Below are 20,238 nucleotides of genomic sequence, written 5' to 3' on the forward strand. Positions count from 1 at the left end.
AGGAGCTGATCGTGAATCTATCTGCTACCCCCGCGCTGCCGGGTCGGCCCGATCCGATTAATCCGAATCCGGCGCCGCACGTGGTTCTAGGGACGCCCGTCCTTGCCGAACCCGGCCCGGGCGAAGAGCTCATCTACCTGGCCTCGGGGTGTTTTTGGGGCGCGGAAAAGCTGGCCTGGGAGGCGGGCGCGCTGAGCACCGCGGTTGGCTATATGGGCGGCACCACGCCGAATCCCACCTACGCGGAGGTGTGCACGGGCCGCACCGGGCACGCGGAAACGGTGCGGGTGGTATTTGACCCGCGCGAGCTTCCGCTGGAGAAGTTGCTCCAGCTTTTCTTCGAGTCCCATGACCCCACCTCGCTGAACCGGCAGGGAAACGACGTGGGCACCCAGTATCGCAGCGCTATTTTTACGACGACGGACACCCAGGAGCGCACCGCCCGGGCCATGATCGCTGCTTATGAAGATGTGCTTCGCCAGGCAGGGCGCGGCGCCATTGTCACGGAAGTGGTGCCGGCGCTGGCCGCCGGGCCTTTCTACCTGGCCGAAGAGGAGCACCAGGGGTATCTCCATAAGGTGCCCAACGGCTACCAATGCCATGCGCGCACCGGGATCGCCTGCCCGCTCCCGGGAGCTGGCCCGCTCGGCTAGCAGCCCCGCGGCCGGCAGCTCGGCTAGCGCGGGCCATAGAGCTACGGCCGGCGCATAGCGCTACCGAGCCGGGCCATCCCCCGGAATAACGACATACGGAACCACACGAAGGCCGGGACGGAAAAACATCCGTCCCGGCCTTCGTTCTAGCTATCAGCCTTGGTTACGCAGTACTGCCAGTTTCCCGGCGCTAATCCTGCCCGCGGCACTGGCTAGTTCCGCGCTTCTCTTAGTTCCGCGATTCTTTTAGTTTCGCGAGGAAGCTGCCAGGTAGGCCACGATGCGCAGCACTTCGAGGTAGATCCACAGCACCGTCATGACGATGCCGAAAGCTGCCGTCCACGCGAATTCCTTCGGTGCGTGGCGTTCCACCGCGAGCTTGGCGGTTTCCAGATCGGAGATGAGCACGTAGCCGGCCACCGCGATCATGACCAGCCCGAGGATGATCCCCAGGTGGAAGCCACCCACCGTAATATTACGCAGCGAGTTGGTCACGCCGGTCAGCATCAGAATGAGATTGACGAAACCGAAGATAATGTAGGCGATCATAATGGTGAGGACCACCCGCCGGCCCTTGGCCGTGGTGCGGACCTTCCCGGACATGTGGAGGAACACCGCTACACCCACCACAATCGCGGTACCCAGAATTGCCTGGAAGGCCACCCCCGGGTAGAGCGTGTCAAAAGCATTGGTGATCGCGCCGAGGGCCACACCCTGGAAGAGGGAGTAGGCAATGGAGATACCCGGGCCGACCATCGGGCGCCAGGCCCCGAACATGCCCACCGCGAAAGCGATGAGGGAAGCCGGGATCGCGAGCATCATCGCCGAATCCAGCGGCACGAAGAGCATGGTGGCCGCGCCGGCAACAATGGAGACCGCCAGCAGAATCGCGGTTTTCACCATGGCATCGTCGTAGGTCATGGTGGCGGTAGCCGGAGCCCCGAAAGCACCGGGCTGGCCGTAGCCGCCCGTGTACTGATCATAGCCCTGCTGCGGATAAGCCTGGCCAGAGCCCTGCTGATCGAAGCCGTACTGGTTGTACCAGCCGGGCTGCTCCGTACCGTAGCCGCTCGGCTGTTCATAAACACCCGGGCCGGCCTGGTAACCCTGGCGCGGTTCCGTTGCAATATTGCCACCGCGGAACTGCTGGTTCGGCGTGGCAGCACCCTTGCGGAAATACGGGTTGTTACTCATCACGGGATTCGACAAAATACCCTCCTGTATTGTGGTGGACCGCCGGATAGGCGGCCCGCCTACTGTCAGACGCGACCATCGTCCGGTTAGCATCCAGGTCATGTACAAACTTGGTTATAACTCGTCCAATATCGTCTCCAGGGTTATTCTCAAGCCCCTGCCTGAATTTTTCCTGAAAGACTTCTCGGTTTCCGCGATCAGTACCCCCGGACGGACTCGAACCGACACTGAACCGATTTTAAGTCGGGTGCCTCTGCCAATTGGGCTACGGGGGCAGTACATGCGAGCCCAACGGGCGCGTATGAACATCCCTAGAATACTACCTTGTCGCGCCACCCTGTAGAGTAGGAGGGATCCTAAGCGCGTCGCTTCACCGGCTTTACCTGCGTCGAGGGCCGCCCGCCGGTAGCTGCGCCGTCGTACCACCAAAACCTGGGCAGACAGAATCGAGAGGGAATGACACAGCGCGAGAACCGCGACACCACCGCGCACGAATCCACCACCGCCGAAACCACCGCCGAAACCTCCGCGGAAACCGGAGCCTCGCCGGAAACCGTCACGGTTCCGGAAACCACCGCGCAAACCGGGCAGCGCAAGCTCCGCACGGGACTGCGCCGGGTGGGGAAACTTGCCGCGCCGGTCACCCGCTACAGCCAGGCGCTGCGCAATGAATCTTTCGCCGGGCTGGTGCTGGTTATTTCCGCGCTCGTGGCGCTCATCTGGGCAAATTCCCCGGGCCGCGATACCTACTTCGCGCTGGCCGCCACAAAAATCGGCCCGGAAAGTTTGGGGCTCCACCTGGATCTGGCGCACTGGGCCGCGGATTTCGTGCTCGCGCTTTTCTTCTTCGTGGTGGGTATGGAACTCAAGCAGGAATTCACTATCGGTTCCCTCAACGACCCGCGCAAAGCGGCCCTGCCGGTGCTGGCCGCACTTACCGGCATGCTGGGGCCCATCGGGGTGTATTGCGCCACCCAGGCGATTTCCGGCGCGCATATTTATGACGGCTGGGCCATTCCGGTGGCCACCGATATTGCTTTTGCGCTCGGAGTGCTGGCGCTGGTGGGTAAGGGGCTGCCGAAAGCCGCCGGTATTTTCCTCATGACGCTCGCGGTGGCCGACGACCTGGGCGGAATTATCGTCATCGCGATTTTCTTCTCCGACGGCGTGAATTTCCTCTTCCTGGGCGCCGGCCTGCTGGTGGCGGCGTTCTTCGGCTTGCTGTGCTGGAAAGGCTGGAACCGCTGGTGGCTGCTGTGGCCGCTGGCGCTGGTGTGCTGGTATTGCTTCTTCCGCGCCGGCGTGCACGCCACGATTTCCGCGGTGGTCCTCGGTTTCATGATCCCCACCTCCACCACCGACGCGGACGACACCCCGCTCACGGAACGCTATAGCGAACGGCTGATTTTTTGGTCGGCCGGGATTGCGCTGCCGATTTTCGCGTTCTTCGCCGCGGGCGTGAATATTACCGAGGCCGGCGGGATCACCGCGCTGCTCGCCGACCCGGTCGCTATCGGCATCTACCTGGGCCTCCCGCTGGGCAAATGCATCGGTATTTTCTGCGGCACCTGGCTTTTCGTGAAAGTTTTCCGCCTCAAATTGGGCGAGGGCCTGCACCTGGGCGATATTTTCCCCATGTCGATCCTGGCCGGCATCGGCTTCACGGTCTCGCTGCTCATCGCGCAGCTCTCCTTCGCGCCCACCGACCCGCACGAAGCCCACGCGCGCGTGGGGGTACTCCTCGGCACGCTACTTTCTGTGGTTCTCGGAGCGCTCGCTACTCGCGTGCGGGTGCGGCACCACCGCGTTTCCGGTACCTTGCACGACGACGCCGCCCGCGGCAGCGCGGACTCTGCCGCCTAAGCGGCCGGCCGGGCGGGAGGCTGGGGTTCCCGAGCGGCCCACAGGGCTAGGCCGTCAAGGATGTCGTGTTCCGAGGTGGTGATGGTGCCGAGCGGGCGGCCCGCGGCGGCGCGGCGCTGGGCGATGCGGCGTACCACTTCTTGCCAGACCAGCGCCCCGGCTCCGATCACGGGGGCACGCCCCGGGTGCATAAAGCCGAGCGCGGCGCGTTCTTCCAGGGTGGCGTGGATAAACCAGTCGGTGACTTTTTCAATATCGACCAGCGGCATCGCGGTGCCGTGCACCGCCGCCGAATCGTAGGTGTCGAGCCCGAGCCAGGTGGCGGTTACCGAGGTGACGGTGCCGGCCACCCCAACCACCTCTTCGGCCTGGGCGAGGGGAACATGTTTTTCTGCTTCGTCCAAGGCCGCGCGAATATCGGCGCGAGCGCTTTCTAGTTCGGCCGGGGTGGGCGGATCGTGGCGCAGGTGGCGTTCGCGCATTCGCACCGAGCCAATATCCATGGAATGGCTGGCAATCACGCTACCGTCCGCGCGCCCGAGTACGAGTTCGGTGGAGCCGCCACCCAGGTCAATGAGGAGCACCGGGGAGGCCGGCGAGCTCAGCGCAGAGATCGCGCCGGAGAAAGAAGTCTGGGCCTCTTGGGTGCCGGTGAGCACCTGGGGGCGCACCCCGAGCCGGGCCACGACCCCATCGAGGAAGTCCGCCCGGTTGGAGGCATCGCGGGTGGCGGAGGTGGCAGCGAAGCGAATGGAGGTCACGCCCGCTTCCCGGCACAGGCGCGCGTATATATCAACCTGGTTGAGGGTACGCTCAAGGGCTGCGGGGGCGAAGTGCCCGGTGGCATCCACGCCCTGGCCCAGGTACACAATTTCCATCTGGCGGGTGATATCGCTCAGGGAACTTCCATCTTTTCCGGGAACGTCGGCGATAAGGAGGCGAATGGAATTAGTGCCGCAATCAATACCGGCAACCCGCTGCGAAGGCGCGGTGGGCGTGGGGGTAGCTGAAACCGCCATGGTCGGTTCTATGTCCTTTCTAGTGCGCTGCTGCGCTGGTTTCATCATCGCGGGAATTAGGCACGTCCTCGCAGTGGCAGGTGGTGCCATCCCAACCGACGAGGTCAAGGGCCCGATCCCCCAGCGGGCATACTCCCCGCCCCGCGCTCAGCGCGTAGCCGGCCAGCGCGTGCAGGCATTTGACCCGCTCGGGCATGCCCCCGGCGGATACCCCGGCGATTTCTGGGACCTCGCCGAGCAGGGAGCGGCGCGCTATATAGGATTCGTGGGCTGCCTGGTGGGCGGCCCGCAGTGCGGCGTCGTCGGATAAAGCAGCGGTCATGGTGGCCATTTCCCCGCGCGCTTCCAGGCGAGAAATCTCTTTGACCAGGTAGGGCAGGCACAGGTAAAAGAGGGTCGGGAAGGGTTCGCCGTGGCCGAGGCGCGGCAGGGTGATGGTGACCGCGGGGCGGCCGCAGGCGCAGCGTGCCCCGATGCCGACGAGGCCGCGCGGGACGCGCCCGAGCTGGGCGGCTACCTCGCCGCGGTCGGTGGGGCGCAGCGGGGTGGCGTTCGCGGCGATGCGGGTGAGGAGCTCAGGGGTGACGTCGCGCTCGGTGAGGACATCGGTCATACTTATTCTCCTTCGGCGGCAGGCGCGGTATCTTGAGCGGGCGCGGTATCTTGGGCGGGCGCGGTATCGGAGGCCGGGTTGGCGGCGTCTTCCGGCGCTGGTTGTTCTGCGGGCGGTTCGGCTGGTTGTTCGGCTGGTTGTTCTGCCGGGGCGGGAGCCGAGCCATCCGCAGGGGTTTCACCTTCCGGCTGCGTGGCGCTATCGGGTTGCGGCGTGGGCGGCGTATACATCGGGGCTTCGTCCGGGTTATCGATCTGCCCGTCCACGGAATTACCCGCGATGGTGATGGAATCCCAGCCGGTAATGTACCACGGGGTATTCGCGCGGCGTTCTCGATTGACGGTGGCGACGCGTTCTTCCAGCTGCTCCTGGGCGGTGCCCTCATTCGGATCCGCGCCCACGAAGAGCCGCTGGCCGGGAACAACGTAGCCGAGCCGCACCCGGGCCTGGGCCCGCACGTAATCCGGGTCATTCCACAGGGCTTTTTCCACTTCGAGTTCGCGGGTGTGCTGCTGCACGTTTTCCAGCTCCGCGCGCACCGCCCGCAATTCGTGCTGCTGTTCTGAGAAACGCGAAACCGTGGGGGTCACAATAATAATGGCGAGGATCGCAAAAAGCGCGATGGCCACCGCTCGCAAACTCACGGTGTGCTGGCGCTGGCCGGATTCCACTTTTATGGCGCGGCGCTGGCCTTTCCGCCCGGCCTTGTTCCCCCGCGAACCGCCCTGCCCGGAATGGCTGGTTTTCTCCGAGCGGTTAATGGTGGCTTGGCGCTGATTGCCGCCCTGCCACGGCTTCCCTCCGGGGCGAGACTTGGCTCCGGGCCGCGGGGTAGCCCCCGGGCGTGATGACGTTTCACTGCGGTAGGCCGCTCCCGCGCGAGCCGGAGAGCTGGCTGAACGAGGAGCTGAGTGAGGTGATCGAGCTGTGCGGGCTGAGCGTGCCGAGCGAGTCGCGCGATCCGAGTGAACTGAGCGCGCCTGCGCATCGCCGCCCGCTTCCCTAGCGGGTCGCTTCGGTTTCCGACTACCTGCTTTACCGCGCGGCATGAGGTCGGATGCTTTTCGCGGGGTACCGCTTGAGCGGGGGTTTGCCCCGGCGTCTCGGGGATTCAGCGCCGCGTCCCGGGGGCTCAGCGCAGCATCACGACGGCTCGCCTGATTTCCGTGGTTCGCCTCAAATCTTTGATTTCCCTGTGTTCCGCGCGCGGAGATGCGGCGGTTGCGCTCGGGGCGCGAGGGGGGACGGCGAACACTCATGGCTACCAGTCTAGGCGCCTGGCATCACCGCCCGCGAATAGGGCGCGCCCCCAAGCCGGGCGGTATATGTTTTCAGAGATGTAGTGCAGATGTCGTACATGCGAAGTACACCTCGGAAAAACACCCCACACCTGCCGCGGCGGCGAGCCTACGCGGTGGGCCGGCGCGGCGGGGCGGCCCACCGAGTCGACCCGAATACTATCCTGCGACATGAGGACAAAGTGGTACTGGAGAACATCGAGTCTGACAGAGTGGTACTGCACGACAAAAAATCGGGTGTTGGCTGTAGCTCCAGTACCACTTTGTGAACCAGCCCGATGAAAGGTGGGCAGTCCTGTCGAGGGCTCCCTACAAACACCCCTTTGACATCGAGGCTTACAAAAAGCGACCGGCCGCACACCCGCCCCCATAACAAAGCGCCGCCCCTTCCCCAAAGGGAAAGAGCGGCGCTCAGCGCTATCCGTAGGCCACCCGGCTACCTGATTACCAGGCTAACCGGTTACCAAGCTAGCCAGCCCGGAGCTTCCAGAACCTTAGGCCTTGAAGCGCGGGAAAGCAGCGCGACCGGCGTAGACTGCGTCTTCACCGAGTTCGTCTTCGATGCGCAGCAGCTGGTTGTACTTGTTGATGCGCTCGCCACGGGCCGGAGCACCGGTCTTGAGCTGGCCGGAGTTGGTGGCCACCGCGAGATCCGCAATCGTGGTGTCCTCGGTTTCGCCGGAGCGGTGCGAGGTCATCGTGCGGAAACCGTTGCGGTGCGCGAGCTCCACGGCTTCGAGGGTTTCGGTCAGCGAACCGATCTGGTTCACCTTCACCAGGAGCGCGTTCGCAGCCTTGGTTTCGATCCCCTTCTGGAGGCGGGTGGGGTTGGTGACGAAGAGGTCGTCGCCAACGATCTGGACGCGGTCACCAATTTCGGAGGTGAGCTTCTTCCAAGCGTCCCATTCGTCTTCCGAGAGCGGATCCTCGATGGACACGAGCGGGTACTTCTCCACGAGCTCTTCGTAGTAGGCGATCATTTCGTCCGAGGACTTGGTGCCGCCCTCAAACTTGTAAACACCGTTCTCGAAGAATTCGGTGGCGGCAACGTCCAGGGCGAGACCGAAGTCCTTGCCCGGGGTGTAGCCGGCGCGCTCGATAGCTTCGACGATGAGGTCCAGAGCTTCGGCGTTGGAATCCAGGTTGGGAGCGAAGCCGCCCTCATCGCCCAGGCCGGTGGCCAGGCCGCGTTCCTTGAGAACGCTCTTGAGGGTGTGGTACACCTCAGCACCCCAGCGCAGCGCTTCCTTGAAGGTTTCGGCGCCGATCGGGGCGATCATGAATTCCTGGATATCAACGTTGGAATCGGCGTGCGAGCCACCGTTGAGGATGTTCATCATGGGAACGGGCAGGATGTGGGCGTTCGGGCCGCCAATGTAGTGGTAGAGCGGCAGGCCGGCCGATTCGGCGGCGGCGTGCGCCACGGCGAGGGACACACCCAGGATGGCGTTCGCGCCGAGCTTGCCCTTGTTATCCGTGCCGTCCAGGTCAATGAGCAGCGCGTCAAGAGCGCGCTGATCGTTGGCGTCCATGCCAATGATTTCCGGAGCGATGATTTCGTTCACCGCTTCCACTGCCTGCTCGACACCCTTACCGAGGTAACGACCCTTATCACCGTCACGCTTTTCCACGGCTTCAAAGGCGCCGGTGGACGCGCCGGAGGGAACCGATGCGCGCTTGTAGGTGCCATCATCCAGGACAACTTCAACCTCAACGGTGGGGTTGCCACGGGAGTCGAGAATTTCGCGGGCGTTAACTGCCTCAATGAATGCCACAGGTACTCCTTCATATAGACCGTGCCACATAGTTGTGGCTACCTGCGCGGAATATCCGCTGTTTCTATTGTCTCTCAAAACACCCGCGCGCGTCATGCTCAGGCCGTGATTAACTCGGCGTTTTCGCCCTGAGCCGCGAAGATTTTCGCGCACTCGGGACTTTGGCACCGCGCGCGAACCGCCCGGGTGCTAACTAGCTCACGCACTTGCACGAAGAGTTTTAGTGCGCTGCGGTTTCTTCCCCGTCACCAAGAGGTACGACGACGCCGCCCGCCCCGCTTTCTTCCTCTTTCACCACCGAGATCAGCACGGGGTGAGCCAAGAAAGCGATGAGCGCGGCAACCCCGGCCAGCTGCAAGGTAAAAATCTGCATGAGTACATTGACCACATAGGCCAAGCCAACCTTGACCGGATCCGCGGTGCCAGCGGGAAGCTCATTGAGTTCCATCGTGGCGAACGGCCCCGCAATCTGGAGGACAATCGCGATGACCAGCAGCGCCCCCGCGACGCCGTACGTGCGCCGCGCAAAATTCTTGAGAAGATTCGGACTCACGTTCATCGTCATAACAACTCCTTTGTTGTGCTTTCTATCATCCTAGAGCAAAAAAATGAAACGTCACTAGTTTTTCGAAAAAGCGGGCCCGGCACGCGCTTGTCTGTCGCACGTGCCGGGCCCGCCCGAGCATCAGCTCATTTAATGGTCGCGTTTAGGCGGCACGACGACGCCGCACCGCGAGCGCCCCGCCGGCGAGCAGGGCACCGGAGAGGAGCGCCAAGGATGCGGCTTCCACACCGGTATTCGGGAGCTTCTTCGCCGACTTCTTCACTACGGTCTTGCCGGGCTTAGCAGGAGTGGCCGGTTTGGCGGATCCTGCCGGGGCCGGGTCCGCGGGAGCCGGCGCAGTGGGCTGCGCGGGCTGAGCCGGAGCGGTCGGCTGGGAGGGCTGAGCCGGAGTAGTCGGCTGGGCCGGCTGCGTCGGTTCCGCAGGCTGCGCGGGTGCCGGGTCGGCCGGCGCGCATTCCTTGAGGGAAGCGACATTGTGCACAGCACCGCGCGCGGTTGCCGCGTGTTCGGCAGTGATCTCAGTGAGTACGCCTTCGTCCACAACCGGCTTGAGCTTCTCAAGTGCCGCAGCGGTGGCTGCCTGAATATCGGCTTCGGCCTGGGTGCGCGCGGCTTGCGGAGCGCAATCCAGCGCGGCCAGGGCCTTGAGCTGGGCGGCCTGTTCGGCTTCGATAGCGGCTTTCGCCTCGCCAAGCTTGGTAGCCCAAGCATCAAGGAGCGGAAGCACGTGAGAGAAGGTATCGGCAGCGTAGTTATCCGGGGCAGCATCGAAAAGCTGCTGGGCCGCATTGCGTACCACCGGGTTCTGCAAGCCCGCGATGAGAGTAGCGGTATCAGCCTTGGCCTTGAGGGAGCCGGCCTTGCGGACTAGGTCACGCACCCGGTCCGAGCTCTGCCCGTAGGTGGTTTTCACGCCATTGAATTCCTTTTCGCCGGAGATAATCCAGCGCAGTTGCTCAAGGCGAGCATAATCGGCATCCCCAAGCGGGGTAATGGTGGCGGGATCAATATCCTTCCACCACGTCTTACCGGTCAGCTTCTCAGCTTCAGGGCGGTACGCGGTAGCTTCACGCAGGTAAGCAACGTCCTTCTTGAGCTGGGCGAGGGTCTCCGCATCAATATAGGAAACATCTCCGTTGAGCACCGCATCACCGGCGATAATCATCTTCTCGTAAGCTTCGAGGTTCTGCAGCACAATAATGCCGTTGAGGCACTGGTTGAATTCCTTGCTCTTCCTCTGCTTGGCGAGGTCGATGCAGGAACGAATCTTCTGAACGACTTCGCTCTTATTTCCGGCCGCGGACTTCTGGAATTCTTCGTTGACCCGGCGATCCATTTCAGCAACGGTCTTGGCCGTCTTGGTTACTTCAACAATGGCCTTGTCCAGGTCGGATACCCCGTTGGAATAGGCATTCACATAGGCTTGCGCAGCCGCAACGAAGCGCTGATCCACATAGGCCTTGGAATAGTGAGAGGCCTGATTCTGCAGCGCGCTGACCATCCAGGCATCGGCCTGATCGGCCGGAGTAGCCCCCAGGACTTCGTTAATCTTGCCCGCGGCGTAGTCGGCGGTACTGGTATCAGCTGCGGCGGCATCTGCCGGCGCGCCCGCATCGGCAGCACCCGCAGCTCCGGCACCCGACGAGGCATCTGAAGCAACCGGCGCGGTAGCTCCATTCGGGCTCGTCGAATCCGCGAAAGCCGCGCCCGCACCGCCCAGCATCACCGTGCAGGCGGTCGCGGCAGCCACGACACCTCTGAGTACTTTCTTCATATTCTTCCTTACGCTAAGAGCAGCCACTCCACAGGGCCACCACCATCGGTGCCGTTGCGTCATCCCATTTCTTGGATTTAGGCGCCCTTAACGAACATAAACACACGAGCACGCCAGCTTTCCACGCGGGTACCCGCAGCTCAGCCCATCTATTCCACCGCCACAACGTACGATTTAATTTATCAAATCACGACAGGATTGATAAAGGTACTTCAAAATCACAATCATCACAAAGGTAAGCATGAGGGCAGGCCAGCGAGCCGGAAACACCGGGTACACCGCGTGAAGAAGCTCGCCGGGACACCCCCGAAACGGGCCCGATAGTACAACCCCGGAACACCGGCCGCATGTCCGGAATAGCCCGCTGCTACCCCAGCTGTTACCCCACCGAGGAAATAAATACCGCGGTAATGAGATGGGACACCCATTCGAGCAGGTCATCACCTTCCATGGGCGCACCGCTCCCGAGGCGTGCGGAGGTCTGCGCCACCCCGAGCGAAACCGGGCGGGCACTACCCGCCCCGGCGCGCGCGCTTCCCCCGGCGCCGCCCCCGCTGCTCCCCGCGGCGGGCGCGGGTGGGACAGGCACCATGAGGACTCGCACCGCGGGCTTGAGCATTGCCCCCGGATACAGGCGTTTGAGCCGTGCCTGCCGCGAATCGGGCAGCGCTACCGGCGCGAAACGCACATTGCGCCCCATCTGGGTGATTTCTTCCAGCCCGGCACTGCGCGCCAGGTCACGCAGCTGCGCGATCCGGAAGAGCCGCGCGGCCACCTCGGGAATCTCCCCGTAGCGGTCGCGCAATTCCGCGCGAATTTCCTCGCGCTGGGCCTCCCCGCGCGAAGCCGCCAACTTGGTGTAAATTTCCAGCCGCAACCGTTCGGAAGGCACGTAATCCTCGGGTAGGTAGGCTTCCACCGGCAGCTCAATTCGCACATCGCTGCTGGCGTCGTCGTCGCCAGGAATCTCCCCGCGCATTTTCGCGACCGCTTCGGAGACCATGCGCACGTACAAATCGAAACCGACGCCCTCGATGTGGCCGGATTGTTCGCCGCCGAGCATATTGCCGGCCCCGCGGATTTCGAGGTCCTTCATGGCGACCTGGGTGCCGGCCCCGAGGTCGGTATTCGCGGCGATGGTGCGCAGGCGTTCCAGGGACGTTTCCGTGAGCGCGCGATCCGGGTCGTAAAGGAAATACGCGTAGGCGCGCTCGCGCCCGCGGCCCACGCGCCCGCGCAGCTGGTGGAGCTGGGAAAGCCCGAGCTTATCGGCATTATCCACAATGAGCGTATTTGCATTGGAAATATCGAGGCCTGTTTCCACGATGGTGGTGCAGATGAGGACGTCGATCTCATGATTCCAGAAATTCTGAATAACATTTTCCAGATCGCGTTCGCTCATTTTTCCGTGGGCGACGGCGATGCGCGCCTCGGGCACCAGCTCGCCGAGCTGCGCGGCCACTCGGCCCATATCCCCCACCCGGTTATGCACGTAAAAAACCTGGCCGTCGCGCAGCAACTCGCGGCGAATCGCGGCGCTGATCTGGCGATTTTCCCGCGCGCCCACGTAGGTGAGAATCGGGTGGCGCTCCTCGGGCGGAGTGGCCAGGGTGGACATTTCCCGCACCCCCGTGACCGCCATTTCCAACGTGCGCGGAATCGGGGTGGCCGACATCGAGAGCACATCGATATTCGGGTACATCTGCTTGAGGGTCTCTTTATGTTCGACGCCGAAACGCTGCTCCTCGTCAATCACCACGAGGCCGAGGGCTTTGAAACGCACATTTCCCGTGAGCAGGCGGTGGGTGCCGATCACCACATCGATACTGCCATCGGCAAGCCCGGCGATGACCTCCTCCGATTCGCGCGCGCTCTGGAAACGCGACAGCGCCGCCACCCGCACCGGGAAGCCGGCGTAGCGTTCCTCAAAAGTCTCGCGATGCTGCTCCACCAGCAGGGTGGTCGGCACCAGAACCGCCACCTGGCGGCCATCCTGCACCGCCTTGAAAGCCGCCCGCACCGCGATCTCCGTTTTGCCGTAGCCCACATCCCCGGAAATAAGGCGATCCATGGGGACCGGCTTTTCCATATCGGCTTTCACTTCGTCGATGGTGTGCAGCTGATCGGGGGTTTCCACGTAGGCGAAAGCGTCCTCGAGCTCGCGCTGCCAGGGAGTATCCGGCGAAAATGCAATACCCGGAGTGGCCATGCGCTGCGCGTAAAGGCGAATAAGCTCGGAAGCAATTTTGCGGGTGGCAGCCCGGGCCTTCGACTTGGTTTTCTCCCAATCGGCCCCGCCCATTTTATTGAGGCTCGGGGATTCCCCGCCCGAATACTTCGAGACCTGGTCAAGCTGGTCGGTGGGCACCCAGAGTTGATCGGGCGGCCCGCCGCGCCGCGACGGCGCATACTCGAGCACAATATATTCACGCTGCCCGCCTTTACCGCCAATCGCGCGCTTTTCCATCCGCACGAAGCGGCCCACCCCGTGGCGGTCATGCACCACAAAATCCCCGGGAGTCAGCGACAGCGGATCAACGGCATTCTTGCGGCGCCGCTTGGGCAGCGTGCGCATATCCCGGGTGGAGGAACCGCCCCGCCCGGTCAGGTCCGCGCCCGCGTACACCCCGAGCTGCTGACCTTCCATAACGAAGCCCTCGGCGATGGGGGCGGCCACCACGTAGACCACCCCGGGTTCGAAGTGGGCGGGGAGCTCCGCTACCGCGCTGGCGGGAACGCCCAGCTCACCGAGCTGTTCGGCGTAGCGGCGCGCCAAGCCGGGCCCGTCCACCACCAGCACCTGGCGCACCCCGCGCCGTGCCTGCTCCCCGATAGCGGCGAGAGCCTCATCGACTTTCCCGAGGAATTTGCGCGGTTCGCGCGCCGCGACAGCGGCGCCGGCGTCGTCGTTCTTGGTGGTGCCCCCGGTGGAAGCGACGTTGCCGGAACTGGTGCCGGTGGAAGCGCTGTTTTCGGCGACGGTGCTACCGGACGGAGCGTTCCCGGACAATGCGTTGCCGGAAAAGCCGCCGAGCGTCCACCAGGCCTGGCCGCGTTTCAGCGCTTCCGCCCGGGTGGCCGCGACGGTCGCGAAACTCGCCGCATTGGCCTGCACCGGAGGCGTGCCACCGGCCGCCGCCGCGCTCCAGGCCGCCGCCAGGAATTCCTCCGTGGTGGCGATGAGCGATTCGGCGCGCTGGTCCACGCGTTCCGGCTCGATAATGAGGAGCCGGGCGGTGGCGGGAAGCACGTCCACGACGGCGTCCATGCCGTCCACGAGCACCGGCGTGAGGGATTCCATGCCCTCCGGGGCGATGCCGGCGGCGATTTTGTCGAGCATATCGGTGGCGCCGGGCAGCTCGCTGATGAGCGAGCGGGCGCGGGTGCGCACCGATTCGGTGAGGAGAATTTCGCGGCAGGGCGGGGCGTAGAGTTCTTCGCGTTCCTCCATGGAGCGCTGGTCGCCCACGGAGAAGGTGCGGATTTCGTCCACGGTATCGCCGAAGAATTCCACGCGGATCGGGTGGCGTTCGGTAGGCGGGAAAACGTCCAGAATTCCGCCGCGCACCGCGAATTGGCCGCGGCGTTCCACCATATCAACCCGGGTGTAAGCAGCGTTCACCAGCGCATTTTCCACCTCCTCCATGGGGGCGTCCTCGTTGAGGCGGATGCGCACCGGCGCCAGATCACCCAGACCGCGGGTAATGGGCTGAAGCAGCGCACGCACCGGCATAATAAGCAGGCGCAGCGGCTCGAATTCTTCCGGATGAGCCAGGCGGCGCAGGGTGAGGAGGCGGCGAGCCACCGTATCCGAACGCGGAGACAGGCGCTCGTGCGGCAGCGTTTCCCAGGAGGGAAACACCGCGATCTGCTCGGCCGGAAGGTAGGCGCGCATAGCCCCCTCAAGGATTTCGGCCTCCCGCCCAGAGGCGGTGACGGCCACGTGGAGGGGGGTGGTGGTTTGCTGAGCGGCGTTTTCCGAGGCATTCGCGGTTTCAGGGGCGGGGGCGGTTTCTGCGGTGGGGTTTTTCGGGGCGGCGGTGTCGGTTTGCTGAGCCGCGCTTTCCGAGGCATTCGCGCGCGCGAGGTACGCCAGGGCCGGCGGCACCACCCCGCGCGGCATCGGAATATCCAGGCGGGTGGCGGTCGAGGCGGCAGCGCTGCTCAGGGCGGGATCAGCGCCGATGAGCGGCAGCAAGGATTCTAATTGCACGGGACGCTCGTTTCCTTCCTCGTCCTTCTTGGGTTTCGATTCGCGCTCGGCGCGGCGCGGGCGCGGTGCCGGCGGTTTAGCGCAGCGCGGGCGATTCGGCACACCGCATTCGCGCAGCTCCGCGCCGTATGCCGCGGCACCGCAGCTCCACACCGCAGCCGGCTAATGCTTCGTGTGCAAACGCATCGTGGCGCTCACCAGTCCGTTGCGCAGCACATCTTCCACGGCGTCCGCGGCCTGCGCGATGAGCACATCAAGCTCCTTGCGCTCCGTCGAACTAAAGGGGCGCAGCACAAAATCGGAGGGGTCCTGGCGCCCGGGCGGCCGGCCGATACCGAAACGCAGCCGAATATAATCCTTCGAGCCCGTGGACTGCGAAATCGACTTGAGCCCGTTATGCCCGCCTTCGCCCCCGCCGCGCTTGAGGCGCAGAGTCCCGAAGGGCAGGTCAAGCTCATCGTGAACCACAATAAGATTCTCCACCGGGCAGTCGTAATAGCGCAGCAGCGCGCTGACCGGCCCGCCCGACGTATTCATATAGCACTGGCACGTGGCAAGAATGACCTGCTCACCGGCCTGCCCGGGCGCCACCCCGACCCGCGCGGAAAGCTGATTCGTCTGGGTCGCGCCGTGCGAGCGCAACTGCCCCCCGCAGCGCGCGGCGAGCTCCGCCACCACCATATACCCACAATTGTGGCGAGTTCCGGCATAGGTAGCACCGGGATTGCCTAATCCAACAACAGCGTACATGCGTTCCTCCTGTGCATATTCAACCGTACCCGCTTGCCCGGGATTGTTCCGCCCCTGCGTGCTTCGTATTTTTTACGACGACGCCGACACGGCACGCGGCCGCGGACATTGCGTCCGCGGCCGCGTGAGAGTCACTCGTGGCGAGTGAGGTGCATCGCCGAATTACTCGCCGGCACCTTCGGAAGCTGCCGCTTCTTCGGCTGCTTCTTCTGCCTGAGCTTCGGCCATGGCGGCGTCGGCCTCTTCCAGAGCCTTATCAACCTGGGGCTCCATGACCAGGGAGACGATTTCTTCGCCATCGACCAGGGCTTCCACATCCTCGGGAAGCTTGAGGTCCGCCACGGTCACGCGGGCGCCATCTTCGAGACCTTCCACATTGACCTCGATGGATTCCGGAATATCGATCGCCGGGGCGGAGACCAGGATATTGAGGAGTTCCAGGGTGTTGATGAGGCCGGGAGCCGGTTCGCCCACAACGACCACCGGAATTTCAACCTCGACCTTTTCGTCGCGCTTGACGCGCAGGAAGTCCACGTGCTCGATGGAGCGGGAAAGCGGGTTGCGCTGAATGTCCTTGACCAGCGCGAGGGTCAGTTCACCGTCGATGGTGAGGCTGACCAGGGCATTCGGATTGCCCTTGACCGCGAGGAACAGATCGTGAGCATCCAGGTGCACGTGCACCGGCTCAATTCCGTGCCCGTACAGCACCGCGGGAACGCGCCCATCGCGGCGCAGGCGGCGGGCCGCACCCTTGCCAAATTCATCACGGGTTTCGGCAGTCAGCTTCGCAGCATCAATAGCCATGATTCTCCTTCGTCAGATTAGCGGTCGCCCACGTGGCGGGCTGACCTCGATATTGTCGATATAAACACCCGCGCCGCACACGCCGCGCCGGGTGGTGGCCTCGTTAAAGCAGGCCACCCGAAGGAGCGCCTGCCGCGTCGATAACGGAAGAGTCCGCGAGCGCGAATTCCGATCCCAGCTCCCTGCTCCGCAGGTTCACCAGAATCGCCATCCCGTAGACCGGGCGATTCCCCAATTCAACGACCGGGTAATTCCGCGCTTCGAGCTCCCTCCCTCGCCGAAGCAACGCCGTCAATTTTAGGGCTACGGCGGCAAAAAACAAAGTTTTTTGCCGCTCCTCACACACCCCGCACCCTTCCCGCCAGAATCCGCCCCGCCAGCTGGCGCCGTCGTCGCACCACCCCTTCCCCACACGCAAAGTGCAAATCCCCGACCGTAGGGGGCACAAAGTGCAAGCCCATGACAGAAATCGGGCCAAAATGGTGCTTAGATTTGCACTACGTTTTTGCCCACTCACCGGACTACACACCCGAAGATCTTGGTGGCCTCTCTACACCGAGCCTGCCTGTGGATTCTCGATCCGGCCTGTGGATAGCGCCTTGCCCAGACCGCCGTCTGACTCAATACTCGCTCTATGGCGAAACTTCTTCAACACCCACCTATTTTTAGCGTCGCGCAGCTAGACGATTTGGGGCTACCCAGAACCCTCACCCGCCGCGGTCAGTTTCAGCGTTTAGCACACGGTATTTACCGGGACACGACGCGTGACATCACGGAAGCTGACGCACTCCTGGCTGTACAACATCAGTTTCCGGGCAGTGTAGTAACTGGATTATCGGCGATGCGTTTATGGGGGCTGCCGCTCCCTTATCGGGTAAATTCGTGGACTGAACAAATGCAGCTAGACTGCGGTTTTCCTTCGAAGCGATACTGTTCCCCACACCCCCTCATCCGCTGGGATCGCACGCAGCTGCTGGACAGCGACATTGAAACGATCCGCACGCCCGGCGGGGATCTTCGCATCACCTCCCGGCCCCGCGCTGTACTGGCGAGCGTGCCGGACCTATCGTTTTACCAGCTCATCGCGGCAATTGACGCGCTCCTGCGCATTCCTCGCCGGCGCTTCGAGAGGAGATCAGCGCCCTATGCTACCCGCGAGGGACTGGAGGCTTTCCTGGCCGAACACCCGAGCTGGAATTTTGTGGCGCACTTCCGCGCGGCGCTGGCCTGGGCGCGGGTGGGCGCGGATTCGCCAATGGAAACCCTCCTGCGGCTCATTATCGCCATGGCGGGATTCCCGGAACCGCGCCTCAACCAGCGGCTTCTCGCCCCGGACGGCTGCCCGCTCGGCCAACCCGATATGCTCTTCGAGGAGCAGCGCATCATTGTGGAGTACGACGGCGCACCTCACCGAGATGCCTCTCAGCAGGTCAAGGATCGCCAGCGACGCGAGCTCCGCACCAGCTACGGCTGGATCGAACTGCAGGTTTTCCACCCGGACCTCCACCTCCCTCGGCGGCTCGTCCGCACGATGTTCAACCCGGGCAAGCCCATGCTCCCTCGCATCGCGAGCGGCGAGATTCCCGCAACCGCTCGCCTAGCCGAGGCATTCCGCCAGCGCGGGTGGCGGGTGAAGAACTAAGCCGGCGGCGAGTGAGGAACTGAGAAACTGGCGGAAAAGGAACTAACGGCAGCCGCACGCATGCTCGCGGGGCTTGCTCGATGCCGTCTACCTCAACGTGCCGCCCTACCCCAACGCCCGTAGCAACAGCCAGATCGCGAGCGCCGTCCCGAAGATGCCGACCAGCCAGCGCACCACGCCACCGGGAAGGAAACGCTGGAGGTGCGGACCGACCATCCCGCCCAGCAGCCCGCCGAGCATCATGGTCAGCGCCGCCGCGTAATCCACTTCCCCGGACCAGATGAAGAACAGCAGCGCGGTGAGGTTGGCGCAGCCCAGCACCGGGGATTTAAGCAGCAATGCCTCGTGGGTGGTCATCGGGGTGAGGATCGCGGCGATGCCAAGATACACAACCGCCGAAGCCGCCCCGAAATAACCTCCGTACACGCCCAGCACTCCCACTAGCACCAGGAAGGTGGGAACCGGAATATTCGCGTGGATGCCACGGCGCTCCAGGTAGGGGCCGACCAGCGTGGAAAGGGTAGCGATGAGAACCAGCCAGGGCACTACGAACTCGAAAACTTTCGGGTCGAAAGCCAGCAGCAGCACCGCGCCGATAGCTCCGCCCACCGCGCTGATAAACATTTGCGGCCACAGCGGATAGGCTTGCACCGCCCGCATGGAGCGCCAGCCGGTCAGCACCGAGCCCAGGCTGCTCCCGAAATTATTGATCGCATTCGTCACATTGGCGGTAATCGGCGGGAATCCGAGGGCCAGCAGCGCCGGGTAGGTGACCAGCGAAGCCACCCCGGTCAGGTACCCAACAATGCCGCCCACCAACCCGGTGGCGAAAACAAGTACGGACAGCGCCCAGCTCGATGTGACCACCACGTGCGTTATCTTCCTTCCCAGCCGCAAATAGTACCGGCCCCCAGCCGCGCAAAATACCGGCTCCCGAGCCGCAACCATGACCGCCCTCCCGACCGCGCAAAGCCCCGGCTACCACCACAACAAGAAAGGCGCCGGTGCGCTCATCGCACCAGCGCCTCCTCGTGAGGCTACCTCACCTTTAGTACGCGCCGTCAAATAGCGAGGTCACCGAGCCATCCTCGAAGACTTCGTCGATGGCGCGCGCCAGGGTGGGGGCAATGGAAAGCACCGTCAAGCCCTTAAAACGCTTCTCGTCGGGGATCGGCACGGTGTCGGTCACCACGAGTTCGCGAATCGGCGCATTGGAGAGCCGCTCGACCGCTTCCCCGGACAGCAGCGCGTGGGTGGCCGCCACAATAACGTCCTTCGCGCCGGCATCCTTGACCACGCGAATCGCGCCGACCAGCGTGCCGGCGGTGTCAATCATGTCATCAACAATAATGGCGGTCTTACCGGCCACATCGCCGACCACCCGGTTAGCCTTCGCGGTATTGGCCTTCTCAATATTGCGGGTCTTATGCACGAACGCCAGCGGAATTCCGCCCAGGCGCGAGGACCACTGCTCGGCCACCTTAATACGGCCGGCATCGGGTGAGACCATCACGGCGTCGTCGCCAGTAATAATGGAGCGGACGTATTCCACCAGCGTAGGCATCGCCCACAGGTGGTCCACCGGCCCGTCGAAGAAACCCTGGCTCTGCGCGGCGTGCAGATCCACGCTCATAATGCGGTTCGCGCCGGCCGTCTTGAGCAGATCGGCCACCAGCCGCGCCGAAATCGGTTCGCGGCCCTTGTGCTTCTTGTCCTGGCGAGCGTAGGGATAGTACGGCGCGACCACGGTGATGCGCTTGGCGGAGGCGCGCTTGGCGGCATCCACCATGAGGAGCGTCTCCATCAGCCATTTATTAATGGGGCTGCTGAAAGCCTGCATAATAAAAACATCCGCCCCACGGATCGACTCCTCATAGCGGATGTAAATTTCTGAATTTGCGAAATCGTAGATGGTGGTGGGCAGCATGCTGATATGCAGGCAGCGCGCAACCTCCTCCGCCAACTCCGGATAGGCGCGGCCCGTGGCTAGGACCAGCCGCTTATCGTTCGATACCCGCATTCCCGTGCTCATTGTGCTCCCCCGATGTGTTTCGCCTGCTTGGGTTTTTCGACGT

General features: G+C 63.6%; 16 protein-coding genes, 1 tRNA gene and 1 pseudogene. 5 read left to right on the top strand and 13 right to left on the bottom strand.

Annotated features, from left to right (window positions below; all coding sequences use genetic code 11):
- The first annotated feature begins 11 nt into the window (after nt 1-11).
- Nucleotides 12-653: a peptide-methionine (S)-S-oxide reductase MsrA gene (msrA, locus tag ACRQEC_RS05200; RefSeq protein WP_284889375.1), complete on the top strand. Its 642-nt coding sequence runs from the start codon at nt 12-14 to the stop codon at nt 651-653.
- Nucleotides 654-899: 246 nt separating this feature from the next.
- Here msrA and ACRQEC_RS05205 read toward each other — a convergent pair whose 3' ends face one another.
- Nucleotides 900-1,847: a Bax inhibitor-1/YccA family protein gene (locus ACRQEC_RS05205; RefSeq protein ID WP_284889377.1), complete on the bottom strand. Its 948-nt coding sequence runs from the start codon at nt 1,845-1,847 to the stop codon at nt 900-902.
- A gap of 201 nt (nt 1,848-2,048) precedes the next feature.
- A tRNA-Leu gene (locus ACRQEC_RS05210) sits at nt 2,049-2,122 on the bottom strand.
- 181 nt (nt 2,123-2,303) lie between these two features.
- On the opposite strand from ACRQEC_RS05210, the gene nhaA reads away from it, so the two are divergent.
- Nucleotides 2,304-3,710, top strand: a complete 1,407-nt coding sequence (gene nhaA / locus ACRQEC_RS05215; RefSeq protein ID WP_284889379.1) for a Na+/H+ antiporter NhaA — start codon at nt 2,304-2,306, stop codon at nt 3,708-3,710.
- Here nhaA and ACRQEC_RS05220 read toward each other — a convergent pair.
- The 3 genes from ACRQEC_RS05220 to ACRQEC_RS05230 are packed head-to-tail and all read right to left on the bottom strand — an operon-like array spanning nt 3,707 to nt 6,013.
- Complete coding sequence (locus tag ACRQEC_RS05220; protein ID WP_284889381.1) at nt 3,707-4,729, bottom strand: Ppx/GppA phosphatase family protein; 1,023 nt, start codon at nt 4,727-4,729, stop codon at nt 3,707-3,709. The genes nhaA and ACRQEC_RS05220 overlap by 4 nt on opposite strands.
- A 19-nt stretch (nt 4,730-4,748) precedes the next feature.
- The gene (locus ACRQEC_RS05225; RefSeq protein ID WP_284889383.1) at nt 4,749-5,342 is read right to left on the bottom strand and encodes a DUF501 domain-containing protein; all 594 of its coding nucleotides are present in this window, start codon (nt 5,340-5,342) and stop codon (nt 4,749-4,751) included.
- A gap of 2 nt (nt 5,343-5,344) precedes the next feature.
- Nucleotides 5,345-6,013 carry an FtsB family cell division protein gene (locus ACRQEC_RS05230; RefSeq protein WP_284889385.1) on the bottom strand — a complete coding sequence of 223 codons (669 nt, stop codon included), beginning with the start codon at nt 6,011-6,013 and terminating at the stop codon, nt 5,345-5,347.
- Between the two features lie 173 nt (nt 6,014-6,186).
- Here ACRQEC_RS05230 and ACRQEC_RS05235 point away from each other — a divergent pair, with 173 nt between their 5' ends.
- The gene (locus tag ACRQEC_RS05235) at nt 6,187-6,348 is read left to right on the top strand and encodes a hypothetical protein (protein WP_284889388.1); all 162 of its coding nucleotides are present in this window, start codon (nt 6,187-6,189) and stop codon (nt 6,346-6,348) included.
- Nucleotides 6,349-7,134: 786 nt separating this feature from the next.
- On the opposite strand, the gene eno is transcribed toward ACRQEC_RS05235, so the two are convergent.
- The 6 genes from eno to ACRQEC_RS05265 form a co-directional block, all read right to left on the bottom strand.
- A complete protein-coding gene (gene eno / locus ACRQEC_RS05240; protein ID WP_016443220.1) occupies nt 7,135-8,415 on the bottom strand; it encodes a phosphopyruvate hydratase in 1,281 nt (426 codons plus the stop codon).
- A gap of 220 nt (nt 8,416-8,635) precedes the next feature.
- The gene (locus ACRQEC_RS05245) at nt 8,636-8,980 is read right to left on the bottom strand and encodes a hypothetical protein (RefSeq protein ID WP_284889390.1); all 345 of its coding nucleotides are present in this window, start codon (nt 8,978-8,980) and stop codon (nt 8,636-8,638) included.
- Nucleotides 8,981-9,122: 142 nt separating this feature from the next.
- Nucleotides 9,123-10,754, bottom strand: coding sequence for an LPXTG cell wall anchor domain-containing protein (locus ACRQEC_RS05250; protein WP_284889392.1), 1,632 nt, complete (start codon nt 10,752-10,754; stop codon nt 9,123-9,125).
- A 379-nt stretch (nt 10,755-11,133) separates the two neighbouring features.
- Nucleotides 11,134-14,967 carry a transcription-repair coupling factor gene (mfd, locus tag ACRQEC_RS05255; protein ID WP_284889502.1) on the bottom strand — a complete coding sequence of 1,278 codons (3,834 nt, stop codon included), beginning with the start codon at nt 14,965-14,967 and terminating at the stop codon, nt 11,134-11,136.
- Between the two features lie 162 nt (nt 14,968-15,129).
- A complete protein-coding gene (pth, locus tag ACRQEC_RS05260; RefSeq protein ID WP_284889394.1) occupies nt 15,130-15,717 on the bottom strand; it encodes an aminoacyl-tRNA hydrolase in 588 nt (195 codons plus the stop codon).
- A gap of 162 nt (nt 15,718-15,879) precedes the next feature.
- A complete protein-coding gene (locus ACRQEC_RS05265) occupies nt 15,880-16,521 on the bottom strand; it encodes a 50S ribosomal protein L25/general stress protein Ctc (RefSeq protein WP_087070445.1) in 642 nt (213 codons plus the stop codon).
- Nucleotides 16,522-17,155: 634 nt separating this feature from the next.
- Between ACRQEC_RS05265 and ACRQEC_RS05270 the strand changes: the two are divergent.
- Nucleotides 17,156-17,263: pseudogene (locus ACRQEC_RS05270) on the top strand (type IV toxin-antitoxin system AbiEi family antitoxin domain-containing protein); the annotation flags it as partial.
- A 153-nt stretch (nt 17,264-17,416) separates the two neighbouring features.
- Complete coding sequence (locus ACRQEC_RS05275; RefSeq protein WP_284889395.1) at nt 17,417-18,163, top strand: putative endonuclease domain-containing protein; 747 nt, start codon at nt 17,417-17,419, stop codon at nt 18,161-18,163.
- 105 nt (nt 18,164-18,268) lie between these two features.
- On the opposite strand, the gene ACRQEC_RS05280 is transcribed toward ACRQEC_RS05275, so the two are convergent.
- Together ACRQEC_RS05280 and ACRQEC_RS05285 are read right to left on the bottom strand one after the other, a co-directional pair.
- Nucleotides 18,269-19,030, bottom strand: coding sequence for a sulfite exporter TauE/SafE family protein (locus tag ACRQEC_RS05280; protein ID WP_435730128.1), 762 nt, complete (start codon nt 19,028-19,030; stop codon nt 18,269-18,271).
- A 181-nt stretch (nt 19,031-19,211) separates the two neighbouring features.
- Nucleotides 19,212-20,195: a ribose-phosphate diphosphokinase gene (locus tag ACRQEC_RS05285; RefSeq protein ID WP_016443229.1), complete on the bottom strand. Its 984-nt coding sequence runs from the start codon at nt 20,193-20,195 to the stop codon at nt 19,212-19,214.
- Nucleotides 20,196-20,238: the final 43 nt, after the last annotated feature.

The organism is Actinotignum saccati, from assembly GCF_051265055.1.
Taxonomy (GTDB): Bacteria; Actinomycetota; Actinomycetes; order Actinomycetales; family Actinomycetaceae; genus Actinotignum.